Here is a 21,344-nt window from a genome sequence, read left to right on the forward strand (position 1 = left end):
ACCCACCACGCCTGTAAGGAACCCGCACCATGAACCACGACGTCATCATCACCTGCGCACTCACCGGTGCTGGCGACACGACCGCCAAGAGCCCCCACGTGCCGGTCACCCCGAAACAGATTGCCGCCGCCGCGGTGGAAGCGGCCAAGGCCGGCGCCACCGTGGTCCACTGCCACGTGCGCAACCCGGACACCGGCAAGTTCAGCCGCGATGTCGCGCTGTACCGCGAAGTGATGGAGCGTATCCGCGAGGCGGACGTCGACATCATCGTCAACCTCACCGCCGGGATGGGCGGCGACCTGGAGATCGGCGCCGGCGAAAACCCGATGGAGTTCGGCCCCAATACCGACCTGGTCGGCCCGTTGACCCGCCTGGCCCACGTCGAGGAACTGCTGCCGGAAATCTGTACCCTGGACTGCGGCACCCTGAACTTCGGCGACGGCGACACCATTTACGTGTCCACCCCGGCGCAACTGCGCGCCGGCGCCAAGCGCATCCAGGAGCTGGGGGTGAAGGCCGAGCTGGAAATCTTCGACACCGGCCACCTGTGGTTCGCCAAACAGATGATCAAGGAAGGCCTGCTGGACGACCCGCTGTTCCAGCTGTGCCTGGGCATTCCCTGGGGTGCGCCGGCCGACACCACCACTATGAAGGCCATGGTCGACAACCTGCCGGCCGGCGCGGTCTGGGCCGGCTTCGGTATCGGCCGCATGCAGATGCCGATGGCCGCGCAGGCGGTGCTGCTGGGCGGCAACGTGCGGGTCGGCCTGGAAGACAACCTGTGGCTGGACAAGGGCGTACTGGCGACCAACGGCCAGTTGGTGGAGCGCGCCGGCGAGATCCTCAGCCGCCTCGGCGCCCGCGTCCTGACCCCGGCCGAGGGCCGGGCCAGGATGGGCCTGCGCAAGCGCGGCTGACCCCGATATCCCTTCTTCTGTAGGAGCGAGCTTGCTCGCGAAAAATGGCTGCATCCGATGCAATTTCTGCGTCTGGAAGATTGTCATCGCGAGCAAGCTCGCTCCTACAGGAAGACCGTGAACTCTTTCAGGAAATGACCATGAGCTTTATCACCGAGATCAAAACCTTCGCCGCCCTGGGCAGCGGTGTCATCGGCAGCGGCTGGGTAGCGCGCGCCCTCGCCCATGGCCTGGACGTGGTGGCCTGGGACCCGGCGCCCGGCGCCGAGGCGGCCCTGCGCAAGCGCGTGGCCAATGCCTGGGGCGCCCTGGAGAAACAGGGCCTGGCAGCGGGCGCGTCCCAGGATCGCCTGCGCTTTGTCGCGACCATCGAGGAGTGCGTGAAAGACGCCGACTTCATCCAGGAAAGCGCCCCGGAACGCCTGGAACTGAAACTCGAGCTGCACGCCAGGATCAGCGCCGCGGCCAAGCCCAATGCGTTGATCGGCTCCAGCACCTCCGGCCTGCTGCCGAGCGAGTTCTACGAGAGCTCCACCCACCCGGAACGCTGCGTGGTCGGCCACCCGTTCAATCCGGTGTACCTGCTGCCGCTGGTGGAAGTGGTCGGCGGCAAGAACACCGCGCCAGAAGCCGTGCAGGCCGCGATCAAGGTCTATGAATCCCTCGGCATGCGCCCGCTGCATGTGCGCAAGGAAGTCCCGGGCTTTATCGCCGACCGTCTTTTGGAGGCGCTGTGGCGCGAGGCCCTGCACCTGGTCAACGACGGCGTCGCCACCACCGGCGAGATCGACGACGCGATCCGCTTCGGCGCCGGCCTGCGCTGGTCGTTCATGGGCACTTTCCTGACCTACACCCTGGCCGGGGGCGATGCCGGCATGCGCCACTTCATGGCCCAGTTCGGCCCGGCCCTGCAGCTGCCGTGGACCTACCTGCCGGCCCCGGAACTGACCGACAAGCTGATCGACGACGTGGTCGAAGGCACCGCCGAGCAGCTCGGCACCCACAGCATTTCGGCGCTGGAGCGCTATCGTGATGACTGCCTGCTCGCCGTGCTCGAAGCGGTTAAAACCACCAAGGCCAAACACGGCATGAGCTTCAGCGAGTAACCCTGACGCCCCCTGTAGCCGCTGCCGCAGGCTGCGATAAGGCTCGAAGAGCCTTCCGCAAGAGCGCGTCTCCTGCGGAGCCGATCGTAGCCTGCGGCAGCGGCTACAGGTTCAGCCCGCCATTTTCGTGAGCCCATGACATGCCCGCACTCACCACCTACACCACCCGCATCAGCCCCGACTGGGTCGATTACAACGGCCACCTGCGGGACGCCTTCTACCTGCTGATTTTCAGTTACGCCACCGACGCCCTGATGGACCGGATGGGCATGGACAGCAACCACCGCGAAGCCAGCGGCAACTCGCTGTTCACCCTGGAGCTGCACCTCAATTACCTGCATGAAGTGAAGCTCGATACCGAGGTCGAAGTGCACACCCAGATCATCGGCCACGACCGCAAACGCCTGCACCTGTACCACAGCCTGCACAAGGTCGGTGACGACCTGGAACTGGCCGGCAACGAGCAGATGCTGCTCCACGTCGACCTCGCCGGCCCGCGCTCGGCACCGTTCAGCGAGTCGGTGCTGCAGTGCCTGCAGGCCATCGCCGCCGAGCAGGCCGACCTCCCCGCCCCCGCCTGGATCGGTCGGGTGATTGCCCTGCCGCCGGAAAAATAACCACCCATAAACAGGAGCGCACCGTGAATACCTCCACCGCTTTTGCCGACTTCCGCAGTTACCCGTTGATCAGCGCGTTGACCGCCGTACAAGCCCTGGCGGACCGTGTTCAGGTGCAGTGGGCCGACGGTCGCTCGAGCCCCTTTCATCATCAGTGGCTGCGCGACAACTGCCCCTGCGCGCACTGCGTGTACAGCGTGACCCGCGAGCAGGTGCTGGAGATCGTCGACGTCGCCGAAGACCTGGCCCCAGCCGCCAGCCGGATCGACGCCCAGGGCTGCCTGAGCATCGACTGGCAGGACGGTCACCTCAGCCGCTTCGACCCGGGCTGGCTGCGGGCCCACGCCTACGACGATGAAAGCCGCGCCGAGCGCCGCGCGCGTCGCCCGCACAGCCAGCTGTGGGACAGCCGGCTGCAACTGCCGGTGTTCGAGTACCAGGCGCTGATGGAGGACCCGCAGGCGCTGCTGCAATGGCTACTGGCGGTGCGCGACATCGGCCTGACGCAGGTCCGTGGGGTGCCCACCGAACCGGGGGCGCTGGCCCAGGTCGCCAAGCGCATTGCCTTTATCCGCGAGAGCAATTTCGGCGTGTTGTTCAACGTGCAATCCAAGGCCGACGCCGACAGCAACGCCTACACCGCCTTCAACCTGCCGCTGCATACCGACCTGCCGACCCGTGAGCTGCAACCGGGCCTGCAGTTCCTGCATTGCCTGGTGAACGATGCCGAAGGCGGCGAAAGCATCTTTGTCGACGGTTTTGCCATCGCCGACGCCTTGCGCCGCGAAGACCCCGAGGCGTTTCGCGCGCTGTGCGAGATTCCCGTGGAGTTTCGCAACAAGGACCGCCACAGCGACTACCGCTGCCTGGCGCCGGTGATCGCCCTGGATGCGCTGGGCGAGGTCACGGAGATCCGCATGGCCAACTTCCTGCGCGGGCCGTTCGAGGCCTCGGTGGACGACATGCCCCGGCTCTACCGCGCTTATCGACGTTTTATCGCCATAACCCGCGAGCCGCGCTTTCGCCTGATCCAACGCCTCAACCCGGGCGAGCTGTGGTGCTTCGACAACCGCCGCACCCTGCACGCCCGCAACGCCTTCGACCCCGCCACCGGCGCGCGGCATTTCCAGGGTTGCTACATCGACCGCGACGAGTTGCTGTCGCGGATCCTGGTGTTGCAGCGCTAGACCGCGTCGCGTCAATCGCGAGCAAGCTCGCTCCTACAGGTTCGCGTCGTAGCACGATGCTGGGTACGACATCGCCTCTGTAGGAGCGAGCTTGCTCGCGAAAAAATCTCCCAGGCAGCACCTTTTTCCCAGGCAAAAAAAGACCCCGATCAAGCCGTGACAGGATCGGGGCAGAGGAGGTTTTCTGAGGAGCCGACACGAGGGTGACCAAACCTTCGATGACCGAGCTGGAATCCAGTGTGCCCAGTCGCCTTCAAGCCAAGTTAGCCGAAAACGACCTGTTCATAGGCATCCCGGCCATTGCGACAATTCGCCCTTGCCGACTGTCCGGGTGGCTACCAGAATCGGCTCACGACCACGCTCCCTGAACAAGGATAAGAGTCATGATGCACGCGGATCTGATTGACCAGGACGACCTGCTCGGCCAACTGAGGGCCCTGGGTTTTGAAATGCCGGCCGGCGCCACGGCCGACCAGGCCTGCGAGTGTGCGGTGCGCGGCTTGAGCGATGCCCGGGCCAAGGCCCTCAAGGGCATGGTCGAGCAGATGCTGACCGGCAATGCCACCATCCTGCCGGCCGTGCGCCAGGCCATCGACAAACAACTGTTGCCGGCCCTGGCCCAATTCCAGAACAGCCGCGCCTGAGCCTTCGCCGGGAGCGGATCGCGGAGTAGAGTGCGGTGCCTGCACACCAAGGAGCCGCCCCCATGATTCGAATCGAACCCTGCCAGCCAGCCCATCAAGCGGACTGGCTGCCGTTGCGCCAGGCGCTGTGGCCCGACTGTCCGGCCGAGGAACACCGGGAAGAAATCGCCAGTTTGCTGGACGACCCGCAGCGCTATATCAACCTGCTCGCTTATACCGCCGATGGGCAGCCAGCAGGGTTGGCCGAGGCTTCATTGCGCCACGACTACGTGAACGGCACCGAGCATTCGCCGGTGGTGTTTCTGGAGGGTTTGTACGTCAGCGCCGAACAGCGGCGCCAGGGCATTGCCGAACGGCTGATCGATGCCGTCGCCCAATGGGGGCGGGATCAGGGCTGCGTGGAAATGGCTTCGGATACCGGCCTGGAAAACCTGGTGAGCCAGACCGTGCACAAGGCGCTCGGTTTCGAGGAAACCGAGCGCGTCGTGTACTTCAGGAAAAGCCTGTGATTACAGCCTGACGCTGGCGAAGGTCGATTCGTTGCGCGCCTGGCTCAGCGAGGACATCGGGCCGGCCAGCACCAGCGCCTGCGGAATCGGCATCATCGCCACCTGTTGGGCGGTGTTGGAGCCCACGCGTTCGTCACGCGGTGGAATGCCGAAGTACTCGCGGTAGCACTTGGAGAAGTGCGGCGTGGAGACAAAACCACAGACCGAAGCCACTTCGATGATCGACATCGGCGTCTGCTTGAGCAATTGGCGGGCGCGGATCAGCCGCAGCTTCAGGTAGTAGCGCGATGGCGAGCAATGCAGGTATTTCTGGAACAGCCGCTCCAGCTGGCGACGGGATACCGAAACGTAGACCGCCAGTTCGTCGAGGTCGATCGGCTCTTCCAGGTTGGCTTCCATCAGCGCGACGATTTCCTGCAGTTTCGGCTGGTTGGTGCCGAGCATGTGCTTGAGCGGCACGCGCTGGTGATCCTGCTCGTTACGGATACGTTCGTAGACGAACATTTCCGAGATCGCCGCCGACAGTTCACGGCCGTGATCGCGGCTGATCAAGTGCAGCATCATGTCCAGCGGCGCGGTGCCGCCGGAACTGGTGAAGCGGTTGCGGTCGAGGGTGAACAGGCGGGTGCTCATGGCCACCCGCGGGAAGGCTTCCTGCATCGAGGCCAGGCATTCCCAGTGCACGCTGCAATCGAAACCGTCGAGCAGGCCGGCGCAGGCCAGGGCCCAGCTGCCGGTGCAGACCGCGCCGAGGCGGCGGGACTGGCGCGCCTGGCTTTGTAGCCACGACACATGTTCGCGGGTCACGGTGCGCTGGATGCCGATGCCGCCGCAGACGATCACGGTGTCCAGGGCGGGGGCTTTGTGCATGGAGGCGTCGGGGGTGATCTGCAGGCCATCACTGGCCCAGACCTGGCCGCCGTCGACGCTGAGGGTGGTCCAGCGATACAGCTCGCGACCGGACAACTGGTTGGCCATGCGCAGCGGCTCGACCGCGGACGCCAGGGAAATCAGCGTGAAATTGTCCAGCAGCAAAAAGCCGATGGATTGAGGCGCACGGTTCTGGGGTTGAGCCCCGGAGTTGAACGACGTCATCGCGGTATCTCCTCACACAAAGCAGGTGATGGCCTCAGGCGGAGGCTCTTGTTATTGCCATCGTTCTCACGTGGGAGACGGGCTTTGTGAGGACAGAGCAATTGCCATGCCTAAAATTGAATGGCCATTCAATAACTCCTGAAAACGACGTCGCGATGCGTCTATATAAGCCGTGCGCAATGTGCGGGTTATCAGTGTCGAATCGGCCTGGAAGGGCCCTGGCCCGGTGGCTGTGAGCAAATCGGTAGCACTTGTGGGAACGACGAGAAACGTCCCGGGAAAAGAGTGTCACCGCAAGCACAGGTGGGCGCTCAGCCGAGGTCAGCGAAAAACCTGACCGATGAGCCTTGGGACTTACCTGTTTGCGACGCTCCAAAAGGTGGCGAGGGCGCCGCGGGGTGTTCAATTTATGAGCAATGGATTGGAAACAGGCGGTGGATGATCCGGCGTCATCGCGGGCAAGCCTCGCTCCTACGGAATGCGTTTTCTGTAGGAGCAAGCGGGCGGCGATCCGACTTGCCTGCGATGGACTGCGCAGCAGTCCCGCTGTTAAAGCATCAACACTCCACAGCGCTGACCGCCAAGCCGCCGCGGGATGTCTCCTTGTATTTGTCGTGCATGTCGGCGCCGGTATCGCGCATGGTGCGGATCACCCGGTCCAGGGAAATGAAGTGCTGGCCGTCGCCGCGCAGGGCCATTTGCGCGGCGTTGATGGCCTTCACCGCGGCAATCGCGTTTCGCTCGATGCACGGCACCTGCACCAGGCCGCCGACCGGGTCGCAGGTCAGGCCGAGGTTATGCTCCAGGCCGATTTCCGCGGCATTGCACAGCTGCTCCGGCGACGCCCCGAGAATCTCCGCCAGGCCGGCGGCGGCCATCGCGCAGGCAGAACCCACCTCGCCCTGGCAGCCGACTTCGGCGCCGGAGATCGAGGCGTTTTTCTTGCAGAGGATGCCCACCGCCGCCGCACCGAGGAAAAAGTCCACCACGTTGGCGTCGGTGACGTCCTCGCTGAAGCGCATGAAGTAATGCAGCACCGCCGGGATGATCCCCGCCGCGCCGTTGGTCGGCGCCGTCACCATGCGTCCGCCGGCGGCGTTTTCCTCGTTCACCGCCAGGGCGAACAGGTTGACCCACTCCATGGCGCTCAGGGTCGAGCCGATCACATTGGGTTTGTTCAGTTCCTGCAGGCTGCGATGCAGCTTGGCCGCGCGGCGCCGCACATTGAGCCCGCCGGGCAGGATGCCTTCGTGTTTCAGGCCCTGCTCGACGCAATCCTGCATGGCCTGCCAGAGCTTCATCAGGCCGGCGCGGATCTCCTCCTCCGAACGCCAGACCTTCTCGTTGGCCATCATCAGTTCGGCCACCCGCAGGTTGTGCTTCTGGCACAGGCTCAGCAGCTCCACGGCGCTGGAGAAGTCATAAGGCAATTCGGTGCGATCCAGGTCCACCACGCCGCTGCTGGCCTGGGCCTGGTCGACGACAAAACCGCCGCCCACGGAATAATAGGTATCGCGGTGCAGTTCCCCGGAGTCGCCTTCGGCCACCAGGGTCATGGCGTTGGGATGGAACGGCAGGTTTTCGTCGATCAGCAGCATGTCGCGCGCCCAGACGAAGGGAATCGGCAGGCGGTTGTCGAGCAGCAGGGTATTGGTTTCGCGCAGGGTCTCGATGCGACAGCCGATCTGCGACGGATCGATCGCATCCGGCCATTCGCCCATCAGCCCCATGATCACCGCGTTGTCGCTGCCGTGGCCGATGCCGGTGGCCGACAGCGAACCGTAGAGCCTTACCTCGACGCGGCGCACCTGGCCCAGCAGGTCTTTCTCGCGCAGGGCCTGGACGAACAGCGCCGCGGCGCGCATGGGCCCGACGGTGTGGGAACTGGAGGGGCCGATGCCGATTTTGAACAGGTCGAAAACACTGATAGCCATGACTGCGAAACTCCTCGATGAGCACACGCCGGGCGCCAAAACGCCCGGTGGCGAAGCTGCTACGCTCAAGCAGTAATCCGCCGAGATACGCGCATCATCAGGCTTTTGCAGTGTCGTTCGACGTCTCACACCGACTCACTCATGCCCACCAACGCCGTGGTCCGCGGACCTGCGGTTCTGGCCGTTTTTTTGCGGTTCAGATGGGCAAAAAGTGCTGAAAAAAGCTGTAAGCGACCTCACCGACACTGGATGCGACCCTCCCTGTACTGGATACGACGCACCCTGTAGGCGTCAGATTTTCACTGGTACATGATCAGTCTCGACTCGATTGCAAGGCACTGTGGTAGAGCTGTCCCACTCGCCCCAACCGCAACACTTATAAGTGCGGTCAGACACACCGCCAGAAAACACCCAGGAGTCCACCCCATGAAAGGTTCCCCGTCGTTGTTGTTGGCCGCCATGCTGAGTCTGCCGCTTCTGGCGCACGCCGCAGAACCGGCGCAATGCAGCACCGTAAACTTCTCCGATGTCGGCTGGACCGACATCACCGTCACCACCGCGACCACCAGCGTCGTGCTCGATGCCCTTGGCTACAAGACCAAGACCACGATGATTTCCGTACCGGTGACCTACAAGTCCCTGGCCGACGGCAAGAACATGGACGTGTTCCTCGGCAACTGGATGCCGACCATGGAAAACGACATCAAGCCCTACCGCGATGCCGGCACCGTGGAAACCATCCGCGCCAACCTGGAGAACGCCAAGTACACCCTGGCGGTCCCGGAAGAGCTGTACAACAAGGGCCTGAAGGATTTCGCCGACATCGCCAAGTTCAAGAAAGAACTGGACGGCAAGATCTACGGCATCGAGCCGGGCAACGACGGCAACCGCATGATCCAGAGCATGATCGACAAGAACGCCTTCGGCCTCAAGGACGCCGGCTTCAAGGTGGTCGAGTCCAGCGAGGCGGGCATGCTGTCCCAGGTCGAGCGCGCGCAACGGCGCAGCACCGCGGTGGTGTTCCTGGGCTGGGAACCGCACCCGATGAACACCCGTTTCAAGATGAAGTACCTGACCGGCGGCGACGAGTTCTTCGGCCCCAACTACGGCCAGGCGACCATCTACACCAATACCCGCAAGGGCTACGCCGAGGAATGCAGCAACGTCGGTCAGTTGCTGAAGAATCTGTCGTTCACCCTGAACATGGAAAGCACCCTGATGGGTAACGTCCTGGACGACAAGATGAAGCCCGAGGCGGCCGCCAAGGCCTGGCTGAAGAAAAACCCCGAGGTACTCGATACCTGGCTCGCTGGCGTGACCACCATTGACGGAAAACCTGGCCTGGAGGCCGTGAAAGCCAAGCTTGCACAGTAAGTCGCTTATGCCGGGCGGGGTCGCCCGCCCGGGCTGTTTATTCCTTGCATGCGGACGTTCAATACCATGCTCATTGATCAGAAAATCCCTTTAGGCCAGTACATCGCTGCCTTCGTCGAATGGTTGACGCAACACGGCGCCAACACATTCGATGCGATCGCATCGACCCTGGAAACGATGATCCACGGCGTGACGTTTGCGCTGACCTGGTTCAACCCACTGGCCTTGATCGGCCTGATTGCCTTGCTGGCGCATATCATTCAACGCAAATGGGGCCTGACCGCCTTCGTCGTGCTGTCCTTCCTGCTGATCCTCAATCTGGGTTACTGGCAGGAAACCATGGAAACCCTGGCCCAGGTGCTGTTCGCCACCCTGGTCTGCGTGCTCATTGGCGTGCCGTTGGGCATCGTCGCCGCGCATAAGCCGATGTTCTACACCATGATGCGTCCGGTGCTCGATCTGATGCAGACCGTACCGACCTTCGTTTACCTCATTCCTACCCTGACCCTGTTCGGTCTGGGCGTGGTACCAGGCCTGATTTCCACGGTGGTGTTCGCCATTGCCGCGCCGATCCGCCTGACCTACCTGGGCATCCGCGATGTACCACAAGAGTTGATGGACGCCGGCAAGGCCTTTGGCTGCTCCCGCCGTCAACTGTTGTCGCGTATCGAGCTGCCCCATGCCATGCCGAGCATCGCCGCCGGCATCACCCAGTGCATCATGCTGTCGTTGTCGATGGTGGTGATCGCGGCCCTGGTGGGCGCCGATGGCCTGGGCAAACCCGTGGTCAACGCACTGAACACCGCCGATATCGCCCTGGGCTTCGAAGCGGGCCTGGCAATCGTACTGCTGGCGATCATGCTCGACCGTATCTGCAAACAACCCGAAGCCAAAGTAGGGGGTGACGCATGAGCATAATCCGCTTCGATAACGTCGACGTTATCTTCTCCAAGGATCCACGCGAGGCGCTCAAGCTGCTGGATCAGGGCATGACCCGCAACGAGATCCTGAAAAAGACCGGCCTGATCGTCGGTGTGGAAAAGGCCAGCCTGGACATCGAGAAAGGCGAAATCTGCGTGCTGATGGGCCTCTCCGGTTCCGGTAAGTCGAGCCTGCTGCGCTGCATCAACGGCCTCAACACCGTCAGCCGCGGCAAGCTGTTCGTCGAGCATGAGGGCAAGCAGATCGACATCGCTTCCTGTACCCCGGCGGAACTGAAGATGATGCGCACCAAGCGCATCGCCATGGTGTTCCAGAAGTTCGCCCTGATGCCCTGGCTGACCGTTCGCGAGAACATCAGCTTCGGCCTGGAAATGCAGGGCCGGCCGGAAAAGGAACGGCGCAAGCTGGTGGACGAGAAACTCGAGCTGGTGGGCCTGACCCAGTGGCGCAACAAGAAGCCCGACGAACTGTCCGGCGGTATGCAGCAACGTGTCGGCCTGGCCCGCGCCCTGGCGATGGACGCCGACATCCTGCTGATGGACGAACCCTTCTCCGCCCTCGACCCGCTGATCCGCCAGGGCCTGCAGGACGAACTGCTGGAGCTGCAACGCAAGCTGAGCAAGACCATCGTGTTCGTCAGCCATGACCTCGACGAGGCCCTGAAACTGGGCAGCCGCATCGCCATCATGAAAGACGGGCGGATCATCCAGTACAGCAAGCCGGAAGAAATCGTGCTGAACCCGGCGGACGACTATGTGCGCACCTTCGTCGCCCATACCAACCCGCTCAACGTGCTCTGCGGCCGCAGCCTGATGCGCACCCTGGACAACTGCAAACGCATCAACGGCTCGGTGTGCCTGGACCCGGGTGGCGACTCCTGGCTCGACCTGGCCGAGGGCAACACCATCAAGGGCGCACGCCAGAACGGCGCCAGCCTCGACCTGCAGAACTGGATCCCGGGCCAGGCGGTGGAAGGCCTGGGCCGCAAGCCGACCCTGGTGGACTCCAACATCGGCATGCGCGACGCGCTGCAGATCCGCTACCAGACCGGCAACAAGCTGGTGCTGCATGACAACAACAAGGTGGTGGGGATCCTCGGCGACAGCGAGCTCTACCACGCGCTGCTCGGCAAGAACCTGGGGTAACAGCGACACGCAGACAAAAACGCCGCGACATCGATCGCGGCGTTTTTGTTTTATCGGGAATAAAGGGTGCAGGTTTGCTCCCTGTTGCGGGAGCGGGTGTTGCGCTGGGTCAGGGATGGCGCTTCGCGAGCAAGCTCGCTCCTACAGGTCAAATCCAATCCTTGTAGGAGCGAGCTTGCTCGCGATACAGGGGACGCGGCGTAACAGGGCTACACCGCGTCCCTCACGTCTTAGCTGTAGACCCGGCCAAGGAGCTGCCGATGGCTTTCGAACTGATCGAGCACGTCACGGGTGATCTGCTCCTGCGTGAAGCCCATCAAGTCGTATTCCTGGCTGCCGTTGTGCAGGTAGACCTCGGCGCGGTAGTAGCGTGCACGCTCTTCGGGCGCATCGGCCGATTCGCTCGGCGCAGCCAGGTAGCCGTCCAGGCTCACTTCATAGACAAAAGGGTTGCCCTCTTCCATCTCGATCCGCACGCCCATGCAACGCTTGGACTTGCCCAGCAGGGTTTGCACATCCAGGCCCTGGTTGCGCAGCTGGGTCGCGGCTTCTTCCAGTGCCGGCGTCACGTGCTTGTCCATGAAACGCTGGACCACCGCCTGGGTCGGCTGCAGGTCCAGCTGGGTCAGGCGCTCGCTGAAACCACGACGACCACGGGCCGCCAGTTCCGCCTGTTCCTGTTCGATCTGCGTGTCCTGGCGCATGGCCTTGTGCAGGCCGAACATGAAGCACACCAGCACCACCGAGAACGGCAGGCCAGCCAGCACCACCATGGTCTGCATGGCTTCGAAGTTACCGGCGAACAGCAGGCCGACGGTCACCAGGGTGATCACCACCGACCAGAAGATCCGCAGCCAGTGCGGGGCGTCTTCGTCGACGTTGCCGCCCTTGCAGGACAAGTTGGCCATCATCACCGCGCCGGAGTCGGCCGGGGTCAGGAACAGCACGAAGCCGACGAAAATCGACACGCCGATGACAATCTTCGACGCCGGGTAATGATCCAGCAGTTGGTAGATCGCCATGGACGGCTGTTCCAGCGCCGTCTTGCCGAGCTCCACCGCGCCATGGTTCATCACCAGGTCCAGGGCCGAGTTACCGAACACCGACAGCCAGGCCAGGGTGAAGCCCAGCGGAATCAGCAGCACGCCCGCCACCAGTTCGCGCACGGTACGGCCGCGGGAAATACGCGCGATGAACATGCCGACGAATGGCGCCCAGGAAATCCACCAGGCCCAGTAGAACAGGGTCCACAGGCCCAGCCAGCGGTCGGACTTGGCGCTGTCGCCTTCGTACACATAGAGGTCGAAGGTCTTGAGCACCACACCGTTGAGGTAATCGCCGACGTTTTGCACGAAACCGTTGAGCAGGTGCAGGGTCGGACCAAACAGCAGCACGAAGATCAGCAGGCCGCTGAACAGTACGATGTTCAGGTTGGACAGGCGGCGAATGCCGTTTTCCACACCGGATACCGCGGCGATGGTGGCCACGGTACTCATGACGATGATCACGATCAGCAGGTTGGTGTTGCTGTGTTCCATGCCGAACAGGTTTTCCAGGCCGGAAGACACCTGCATCGAGCCGATGCCCAGGTTGGTCACCAGGCCCAGCAGGGTCACGAACATGCCGAAACCGTCCACCGCGTGGCCGGCCGCGCCCTTGACCCAGCGCTCGCCCACCAGCGGGTACAACGCCGAACGCAGCGCCAGTGGCTGGTTGTGGCGGTAGGCAAAGTAGGCCACGGCCAGGCCGACCAGGGCGTAGATCGCCCAGCCGTGCAGGCCCCAGTGCAGGAACGTCAGTTGCAGCGCCGAACGCGCGGCCTGGTTGCTGCCCGGTACGCCTTCAGGCGGATTGAAGTAGTGGTCCAGCGGTTCGGAAGCACCGAAGTACAGCAGCGAAATGCCGATACCGGACGAGAACAGCATGCCGGCCCAGGCGCCATAGCTGAAATCCGGAGTGTCTTGCTTGGTCCCCAGCTTGAGCTTGCCGTAGGAAGAAAACGCCAGGCCGACGACGAAGACCAGGTAGGCGGCGATCACCACCATGTAGTACCAGCCGAAGCTGCGGGACAACCAGGCCTGGGCAATGCCGAGCAGTCTGCCGGCCTCTTGCGGGGCGATGATCAGAATGGCGGTCAGCAGCAGGATCAGCGCGGTGGAGGTGTAGAACACCCAACCGTTGACCCGCACCTTTTCCGGTGGGGTCTTTATAAGAGAGGCAGAACTCATGGCACAGATGCTCCAGGCAGTGCGAGAGAAGAACACAAGGCAACACGGCACCCGACCAATCGGTTAGTTGGCAGCCGACCGACGGGTGATATAAAGACACCCCGAAAAAAGCCCGAACCCGCAGGGGTTGCGTTGAGAACCAGCGTCGAAGGCCTTGTGCAAACGTGCAGTTCGTCACCTGGCCTTAAGCGTCTTGCCCATTCAACACATCCGTCCTCGCTGGCTCACGCTATGCCCTGCTTGGGTTTCAGACTTTTTCGGAGGTCGCTTTTCCGCCATCTACACGCAGGAAGGACCTGGAGGCAGCGACGATTTGTCGCAGATCTTATTCTTTGTTGATTGAACGTTCAATCAAAACAAAATAGACTGGCCCTCACGCCGGTAGCCGTTTCACGACTGCCAGCAGGCCTAAGGAGATGTGCAAGATGCCCAAGGTCGGTATGCAACCCATACGCCGCCAGCAGTTGATCGAAGCCACGTTGCTGGCGGTCGATCAGGTCGGGATGGGGGACGCCAGCATTGCGCTGATCGCCCGTTTGGCCGGTGTCTCGAACGGCATCATCAGTCACTACTTTCAGGACAAGAACGGCCTGATCGCCGCCACGGCGCAGTATCTGATGAGTGTCCTCAGCGAGAACGTCACCGCGCGCCGTCAGGCGCTGGAGGACAGCAGCCCGCGGGCGCACCTCCAGGTGATCATCGAAGGCAACTTCGACGCCAGCCAGGTCAATGGCCCGGCAATGAAAACCTGGCTGGCCTTCTGGGCCACCAGCATGCACCACCCGTCTTTGCACAGGTTGCAGCGGATCAACGATCACCGCCTGTATTCCAACCTGTGCTGCCAGTTCCGCCGCGTCCTGCCGCTGGATGATGCACGCAGCGCGGCGCGAGGCCTGGCAGCCCTGATCGACGGTTTGTGGTTGCGCGGCGCGCTGTCGGGAGACGCTTTCGACACCGAGCAGGCGCACCGGATCGCTTACGAATACATGGATTTCCAACTGGCTAAGCAGGAGCGCTAGAGCACATTACAAGACGCTCGGCCCCCTGAACCGCCACTGACCAGCGCGCCCAGGCTACACGGCGCGCCCAGTGGTCAACGCCAACCACTCATGCACTTGCGAGGACTATCAATATGGCCCGTTTCGAACTGCAAAAACTCTACATTGACGGCGGCTACACCGACGCCGGCAGCGACGCCACCTTCGACGCCATCAACCCGGCCAACGGTGAAGTCCTCGCTCAAGTGCAACGTGCGACTAAAGAAGACGTCGAGCGCGCTGTCGTCAGCGCCGAGAAAGGCCAGAAGATCTGGGCCGCGATGACCGCCATGGAGCGTTCGCGCATCCTGCGTCGCGCCGTGGACATCCTGCGCGAGCGCAACGATGAACTGGCTGCCCTGGAAACCCTGGACACCGGCAAGGCCTACTCCGAAACCAAGTATGTCGACATCGTCACCGGCGCCGACGTGCTGGAATACTACGCGGGCCTGGTACCGGCCATCGAAGGCGAGCAGATCCCGCTGCGCACCACTTCGTTCGTCTACACCCGTCGCGAGCCGCTGGGCGTCGTGGCCGGTATCGGCGCGTGGAACTACCCGATCCAGATCGCCCTGTGGAAATCCGCGCCAGCCCTGGCGGCCGGTAACGCGATGATCTTCAAGCCAAGCGAAGTCACTTCGCTGACCACTCTGAAACTGGCCGAGATCTACACCGAAGCCGGCGTTCCGGCTGGCGTGTTCAACGTCCTGACCGGTAGCGGCCGCGAAGTCGGCACCTGGCTGACCGAACACCCGCGCATCGAGAAAGTCTCCTTCACCGGCGGCACCGACACCGGCAAGAAGGTCATGGCCAGCGCTTCCAGCTCCTCGCTGAAAGACGTGACCATGGAACTGGGCGGCAAGTCGCCGCTGATCATCTTCGACGACGCCGACCTGGATCGCGCCGCCGACACCGCGATGATGGCCAACTTCTACAGCTCCGGCCAGGTCTGCACCAACGGTACCCGCGTCTTCGTACCGAGCCACCTGAAAGCCGCTTTCGAAGCCAAGATCGTCGAGCGCGTCGCGCGCATTCGCGTTGGCAACCCGGAAGATGAAAACACCAACTTCGGCCCGCTGGTCAGCTTCGCCCACATGGAAAGCGTGCTGGGCTACATCGCCAAGGGCAAGGAAGAAGGCGCCCGCCTGCTGTGCGGCGGCGAACGCCTGACCGACGGCGCATTCGCCAAAGGTGCTTTCGTGGCGCCGACCGTGTTCACCGACTGCACCGACGAGATGACCATCGTTCGCGAAGAAATCTTCGGCCCGGTGATGAGCATCCTGACCTACGAAACCGAAGAAGAAGTGATCCGTCGCGCCAACGACACCGACTTCGGCCTGGCCGCCGGTGTGGTAACCCGTGACCTGAACCGCGCGCACCGCGTGATTCATCAGCTCGAAGCCGGTATCTGCTGGATCAACGCCTGGGGCGAATCCGACGCCAAGATGCCGGTCGGCGGCTACAAGCAGTCGGGTGTTGGCCGTGAGAACGGGATCAGCTCGCTGAACAACTTCACCCGCATCAAATCGGTACAGGTCGAGCTGGGCGACTACGCCTCGGTGTTCTAAGGCGAAATTCGCTTCGCCTGCGAGGCCGCCTTCGCGGGCAAGCCTCGCTCCTACAGAAGCACGCAAATCTCCTGTAGGAGCGGAGCTTGCCCGCGATCGAGTGCTCAGCACTCGCCATGGCCAGACCTGACCAACTCCAAAGAGGGTGCATTCAATGTCCCAAGAATACGATTACATCATCATCGGTGCCGGCTCCGCCGGTAACACCCTGGCGACCCGTCTGACTGAAGACGAAGGCGTCACCGTGCTGCTGCTCGAAGCCGGCGGCCCGGACTACCGTTTCGACTTCCGCACGCAGATGCCGGCCGCCCTGGCGTTCCCGCTGCAAGGCCGTCGCTACAACTGGGCCTACGAGACCGACCCAGAGCCACACATGAACGGTCGCCGGATGGAATGCGGCCGTGGCAAGGGCTTGGGCGGTTCCTCGCTGATCAACGGCATGTGCTACATCCGCGGCAACGCCATGGACTACGACGGCTGGGCAAAACTGCCAGGCCTGGAAGACTGGGCCTACCTGGACTGCCTGCCGTACTTCCGTAAAGCCGAAACCCGCGACATCGGCCCGAACGACTACCACGGCGGCGAAGGCCCGGTCAGCGTGACCACGCCAAAAGCCGGCAACAACCCGCTGTTCCACGCCATGGTCGAAGCCGGCGTGCAGGCCGGTTACCCGCGTACCGAAGACCTCAACGGCTACCAGCAGGAAGGTTTCGGCCCGATGGACCGTACCGTGACGCCTAAAGGCCGTCGCGCCAGTACCGCCCGCGGTTACCTCGACGTGGCGAAAAAACGTTCGACCCTGAGCATCGTCACCCACGCCCTGACCGACAAGATCCTGTTCGAAGGCAAGCGTGCCGTTGGCGTGCGTTACCTGGTCGGCTCCGCCGAAGAGCGCGTCGAAGCCCGTGCCCGCAAGGAAGTGCTGCTGTGCTCCGGCGCCATCGCCTCGCCACAAATCCTGCAACGTTCCGGCGTCGGCCCGGCCAAGCTCCTGGAAAGCCTGGACATCCCGGTAGTCCACGACCTGCCGGGCGTCGGCGAGAACCTGCAGGACCACCTGGAACTGTACCTGCAGTACGCCTGCACCCAGCCGGTCTCGCTGTACCCGTCGCTGCTCTGGTACAACCAGCCGGCCATCGGTGCCGAGTGGCTGTTCAACGGCACCGGTATCGGCGCCAGCAACCAGTTCGAAGCCGGCGGCTTTATCCGCACTCGCGAAGAGTTCGAATGGCCGAACATCCAGTACCACTTCCTGCCGGTGGCGATTAACTACAACGGCAGCAACGGTGTGAAAGAACACGGCTTCCAGGCGCACATGGGTTCCATGCGTTCGCCAAGCCGCGGCCGGATCCAGCTCAAGTCGAAGAACCCGCGCGACTACCCGAGCATCCTCTTCAACTACATGGCCACCGAGCAGGACTGGCAGGAATTCCGCGACGGCATCCGCCTGACCCGGGAAATCATGCAACAGCCGGCGCTGGACGCCTTCCGCGGCCGCGAAATCAGCCCGGGCATCGAGGTGCAGACCGACGAGCAACTGGATAAATTCATCCGCGAGCACGCCGAAACCGCGTTCCACCCATCCTGCTCGTGCAAGATGGGCTCCGATGAAATGGCCGTGGTCGATGGCCAGGGTCGCGTGCATGGCATGCAGGGTCTGCGCGTGGTCGATGCCTCGATCATGCCGATCATCACCACCGGCAACCTGAACGCGCCGACGATCATGATGGCCGAGAAAATCGCCGACAAAATCCGTGGCCGTCAGCCACTGCCGCGCAGCAAGGCCGCCTACTACGTGGCGGGCGATGCCCCGGTACGTGGCAAGCCGGTACGTGAAGTGAGCGCTACCGCGCAGTAACTTCGAACGGCGCCGATCGCAATGATCGGCGCCTTTTTGCTGTATCCGGCCTGTAGCCGCTGCCGCAGGCTGCGATCGGCGGCGCAGCCGACGTAAACCAGCCACCACGATTCACCAGGCAAGAACCCGATTGCCGAATCACAGCCCTTGGCCACGACTACAGTTCTCCAACATTTCCCTGCGCCTCCCTGCTTGATACCGCGCCCCGCACGGGCCTAATCTAGGCGCTCGCAGCATTCCCCAGCACCTTTTCCGACCTGGCTTCCAAGCCCTTCGGGCTTTATCGCGAGCAATCGAGCGTCGACCGGCTGCTCCTACAGAAAAACCCTGGCCCGACGCCCGCTTGCTCTCGATAAGGCCTGCAACAGCCAGACTGTTCACATGGAGGTTCCTCAGATGTTCGATTTCCACCCCCAGCTCAAGCAGCGCTTCGCTGCCTTGCGCACGGGCGCCGAATTCTTTTCCCTGCGCTACGTGCGCGAATCCGGCCAGTACCTGTCGGTGCGCAAGAACGTCGCGGAGCCGCCGAGCCTGAGCCGCGACGAAGGCGCGATGCTCACCGTGCGGGTCAATGGCGTCGAGGCTTACGCCGCCACCAACGACCTGTCGCAAAGCGGCCTGCAGGCCGCGCTGCAACGCGCCGAGCAACAGGCCCGGCTGATCGCCGCCCACGCCCTGCTCGACCTGCGCGAACAGGCGGTGTCCAGCGACCGCGGCGACTACTTCTCGCCCAACCTCGACCAGCCCTTTCCCTCCCTGAGCGACTGCTACCAGTTGCTTGGCGACGAGTCCGCGGCCGTGCCCAGGGACGAGCGCCTGGTGAACTGGCAGGTCAGCCTCGGCCTCACCCAGGTCGAGCAGATCTACCTCAACAGCGCCGGCGCCGAACTGCGCCAGGCCCAGCGCTTCGTCTACCCGGGCATGGACGTCACCGCCTACGACGGCAGCGACAGCCAGACCCGCAGCCTGGGCCGCGAGAACTTCGGCCAGCAAGGCGGCGCCGACGTGATCAGCCGCTGCGGGCTGATCGGCGCCGGGGCCCAGGTCGCCGACCAGGCGCTGCAATTGCTGCTGGCGCCCAATACGCCCCAGGGCCCGCGCGACCTGTTGCTGATGCCGGACCAGATGATGCTGCAGATCCACGAATCCATCGGCCACCCGCTGGAGCTGGACCGTATCCTCGGCGACGAGCGCAACTACGCCGGCACCAGCTTCGTGAAAAGCAGCGACTTCGGCAGCCTGCAATATGGCTCCAGCCTGCTCAACGTGACCTTCGACCCGGACATTCCCGAGCAGTTGGCCAGCTACGGCCATGACGACGACGGCACGCCCGCCAGCAAGCAGTTTCTGATCAAGCAGGGCCTGCTGCTGCGCCCGCTGGGCGGCGCGCTCTCGCAATTTCGCGCCGGCCTCGACGGCGTGGCCAACAGCCGCGCCTGCAGCTGGAACCGCCCGCCCATCGACCGCATGGCCAACCTCAATATCGAACCCGGCGACCAGCCGCTGGCGCAGCTGATCGGCGGTATCGAGAACGGCATCCTGATGTCCACCAACCGTTCCTGGTCCATCGACGATGCGCGCAACAAGTTCCAGTTCGGCTGTGAATGGGGCCAGTTGATCGAGAACGGCGAACTCAAGGGCGTGGTGAAAAACCCCAACTACCGGGCGATTTCCGCGCAGTTCTGGAAAAACCTCAGCGCCGTCGGCGACGCCAGCACCTTCAAGGTCCTGGGCACGCCGAACTGCGGCAAGGGCGAACCGAACCAGGTGATCCGCGTCGGCCATGCCTCGCCGGCCTGTGTGTTCAGCCATGTCGATGTATTTGGAGGAGATGCCTGATGAGTACGTCCCTGAATCAGGCCGAGCAGTTCAAGGCTTTGGTGGGCTGGCTGCGCGATGCCGTGCGCGGACCCGAACAGTTCACCCTGAGCTACGCCGCCGAGTCTTCGCAGTTCATCCGTTTCAACCACGCCAAGGTGCGCCAGGCCGGGCAAGTGCAGCAGGCCAGCCTCGGCTTCAAGCTGATCGACGACGGGCGCCATGCCGACCTCGAAATCACCCTCGCCGGCGACCCGCAGGTCGATGTCCAGCGCCTGGCCGAAGGCCTGCAACAGTTGCGCGAGACCCTGCCGCTGCTGCCCCGGGACCCGTACCTGCTGCTCAACCCCGATGCCTGGAACACCCACAATGTGCAGGAGCACCCGCTGCCCAGCAGCGAGCAGGTGGTGGCCGAAATCGGCCAGGCCGCCGCCGGGTTGGACCTGGTGGGGTTCTATGCGGCAGGTCCCATCAGCCGTGGTTTTGCCAGTTCCTCGGGCGCCTTTGGCTGGCACCAGGCCAATAGCTTCAACTTCGATTTCAGCCTGTTCCACGAAAATGGCCAGGCCGTCAAAGCCAGCTACGCCGGGCACGAATGGAGCAGCCAGGGTTTTGCCCAGCGCTTCCAGCAGGCCCGGGAACAGCTGGCGTTTCTCGGACGACCGTTGCGCACTCTGGCGCCCGGGCAGTATCGCGCCTACCTGGCGCCAGCGGCCCTGGAAGAAATCATGGGCATGCTGAGCTGGGGCGGGTTTTCCGCGCAGTCCATCGCCAGCAAGCACAGCCCGCTGCAAAAGCTCTATGCCGGCGATGCCAGCCTGAGCCCCCTGGTGTCGCTGGACGAGCAGGTCAGCGGCTCGTTGAGCCCGGCGTTTTCCGATGAAGGCTACCCGCGCAGCGACCTGTCGCTGATCGCCGGCGGCGTCGCCCAAGGGCAACTGATCAACTCGCGCAGCGCCGCCGAATACAGCCTGGCCACCAACGGTGCCGGCAGCGGCGAATACCCCAGCGCGTTGAACATGGCGCCCGGGCAGTTGTCGCAGCAGGAGATTCTCAAGCAACTGGGCACCGGCCTGTACATCAGCAACCTGTGGTACCTGAACTACTCGGACCAGCCGGCGGCGCGCCTGACCGGCATGACCCGCTTCGCTACCTTCTGGGTGGAGAACGGCGAGATCCAGGCTCCGGTCAGCACCATGCGTTTCGATGACAGCGTCTACAGCCTGCTGGGTTCGCACCTGGAAGGCCTGACCCGGGAGCGCGAGCTGCTGCTGTCGGCCAGTACCTACAGTCAGCGCCAGACCGCCTCGGCGCAATTGCCGGGCGCACTGGTGAGCCGGCTGACGTTGACCTTGTAACCGCTGT

Annotated in this window: 17 protein-coding genes; 14 read left to right on the top strand and 3 right to left on the bottom strand. The window is 63.4% G+C overall.

The annotated features are described in order from the left end of the window. Nucleotides 1–29 precede the first annotated feature (29 nt). The 6 genes from cdhC (at nt 30) to aac(6') (ending at nt 4,980) form a co-directional block, all read left to right on the top strand. Nucleotides 30–917, top strand: a complete 888-nt coding sequence (gene cdhC, locus AC3RCP_RS29590) for a 3-dehydrocarnitine:acetyl-CoA trimethylamine transferase CdhC (RefSeq protein WP_085533061.1) — start codon at nt 30–32, stop codon at nt 915–917. A gap of 140 nt (nt 918–1,057) precedes the next feature. Further along, a complete protein-coding gene (locus AC3RCP_RS29595; RefSeq protein ID WP_492570641.1) occupies nt 1,058–2,023 on the top strand; it encodes an L-carnitine dehydrogenase in 966 nt (321 codons plus the stop codon). A gap of 140 nt (nt 2,024–2,163) precedes the next feature. Then, nucleotides 2,164–2,640, top strand: coding sequence for a thioesterase family protein (locus tag AC3RCP_RS29600; RefSeq protein WP_492570640.1), 477 nt, complete (start codon nt 2,164–2,166; stop codon nt 2,638–2,640). Nucleotides 2,641–2,663: 23 nt separating this feature from the next. After that, nucleotides 2,664–3,827: a gamma-butyrobetaine dioxygenase gene (locus tag AC3RCP_RS29605; RefSeq protein ID WP_492570639.1), complete on the top strand. Its 1,164-nt coding sequence runs from the start codon at nt 2,664–2,666 to the stop codon at nt 3,825–3,827. Between the two features lie 383 nt (nt 3,828–4,210). Beyond that, the gene (locus tag AC3RCP_RS29610) at nt 4,211–4,471 is read left to right on the top strand and encodes a hypothetical protein (protein WP_007925996.1); all 261 of its coding nucleotides are present in this window, start codon (nt 4,211–4,213) and stop codon (nt 4,469–4,471) included. Nucleotides 4,472–4,533: 62 nt separating this feature from the next. Further along, nucleotides 4,534–4,980 carry an aminoglycoside 6'-N-acetyltransferase gene (aac(6'), locus tag AC3RCP_RS29615; RefSeq protein WP_492570638.1) on the top strand — a complete coding sequence of 149 codons (447 nt, stop codon included), beginning with the start codon at nt 4,534–4,536 and terminating at the stop codon, nt 4,978–4,980. Here the strand turns inward: aac(6') and gbdR are convergent, their stop codons facing one another. Beyond that, nucleotides 4,981–6,075 carry a choline metabolism transcriptional regulator GbdR gene (gene gbdR, locus AC3RCP_RS29620; RefSeq protein ID WP_007925992.1) on the bottom strand — a complete coding sequence of 365 codons (1,095 nt, stop codon included), beginning with the start codon at nt 6,073–6,075 and terminating at the stop codon, nt 4,981–4,983. A gap of 557 nt (nt 6,076–6,632) precedes the next feature. Next, the gene (locus tag AC3RCP_RS29625; protein WP_101339330.1) at nt 6,633–8,009 is read right to left on the bottom strand and encodes an L-serine ammonia-lyase; all 1,377 of its coding nucleotides are present in this window, start codon (nt 8,007–8,009) and stop codon (nt 6,633–6,635) included. 426 nt (nt 8,010–8,435) lie between these two features. Here AC3RCP_RS29625 and AC3RCP_RS29630 point away from each other — a divergent pair, with 426 nt between their 5' ends. The 3 genes from AC3RCP_RS29630 (at nt 8,436) to choV (ending at nt 11,470) form a co-directional block, all read left to right on the top strand. Then, a complete protein-coding gene (locus AC3RCP_RS29630) occupies nt 8,436–9,383 on the top strand; it encodes a choline ABC transporter substrate-binding protein (protein ID WP_007925988.1) in 948 nt (315 codons plus the stop codon). A 66-nt stretch (nt 9,384–9,449) separates the two neighbouring features. After that, the gene (gene choW / locus AC3RCP_RS29635) at nt 9,450–10,295 is read left to right on the top strand and encodes a choline ABC transporter permease subunit (protein ID WP_007925985.1); all 846 of its coding nucleotides are present in this window, start codon (nt 9,450–9,452) and stop codon (nt 10,293–10,295) included. Beyond that, on the top strand, nt 10,292–11,470 hold the full coding sequence (gene choV, locus AC3RCP_RS29640; protein WP_007925983.1) for a choline ABC transporter ATP-binding protein: 1,179 nt from the start codon (nt 10,292–10,294) through the stop codon (nt 11,468–11,470). The genes choW and choV overlap by 4 nt, the downstream gene beginning before the upstream one ends. Before the next feature lie 230 nt (nt 11,471–11,700). Here the strand turns inward: choV and betT are convergent, their stop codons facing one another. Then, a complete protein-coding gene (gene betT / locus AC3RCP_RS29645) occupies nt 11,701–13,698 on the bottom strand; it encodes a choline BCCT transporter BetT (protein WP_007925980.1) in 1,998 nt (665 codons plus the stop codon). Nucleotides 13,699–14,123: 425 nt separating this feature from the next. Here betT and betI point away from each other — a divergent pair, with 425 nt between their 5' ends. From betI to AC3RCP_RS29670, 5 genes are all read left to right on the top strand, one after another. Then, nucleotides 14,124–14,717 carry a transcriptional regulator BetI gene (betI, locus tag AC3RCP_RS29650; protein WP_007925978.1) on the top strand — a complete coding sequence of 198 codons (594 nt, stop codon included), beginning with the start codon at nt 14,124–14,126 and terminating at the stop codon, nt 14,715–14,717. Between the two features lie 113 nt (nt 14,718–14,830). Next, a complete protein-coding gene (gene betB, locus AC3RCP_RS29655; protein WP_007925976.1) occupies nt 14,831–16,303 on the top strand; it encodes a betaine-aldehyde dehydrogenase in 1,473 nt (490 codons plus the stop codon). Between the two features lie 154 nt (nt 16,304–16,457). Next, nucleotides 16,458–18,161: a choline dehydrogenase gene (gene betA, locus AC3RCP_RS29660; protein WP_492570637.1), complete on the top strand. Its 1,704-nt coding sequence runs from the start codon at nt 16,458–16,460 to the stop codon at nt 18,159–18,161. 396 nt (nt 18,162–18,557) lie between these two features. Then, nucleotides 18,558–20,000 (top strand): TldD/PmbA family protein, encoded by a 1,443-nt coding sequence (locus AC3RCP_RS29665; protein WP_101339332.1) that lies wholly within the window; start codon nt 18,558–18,560, stop codon nt 19,998–20,000. Beyond that, entirely contained in the window at nt 20,000–21,337 is a 1,338-nt protein-coding gene (locus AC3RCP_RS29670; RefSeq protein WP_492570636.1) for a TldD/PmbA family protein, read from the top strand. The genes AC3RCP_RS29665 and AC3RCP_RS29670 overlap by 1 nt, the downstream gene beginning before the upstream one ends. The last annotated feature ends 7 nt before the right edge of the window (nt 21,338–21,344 follow it).

This window comes from Pseudomonas sp. GW822-FHT05A08 (genome assembly GCF_058800485.1).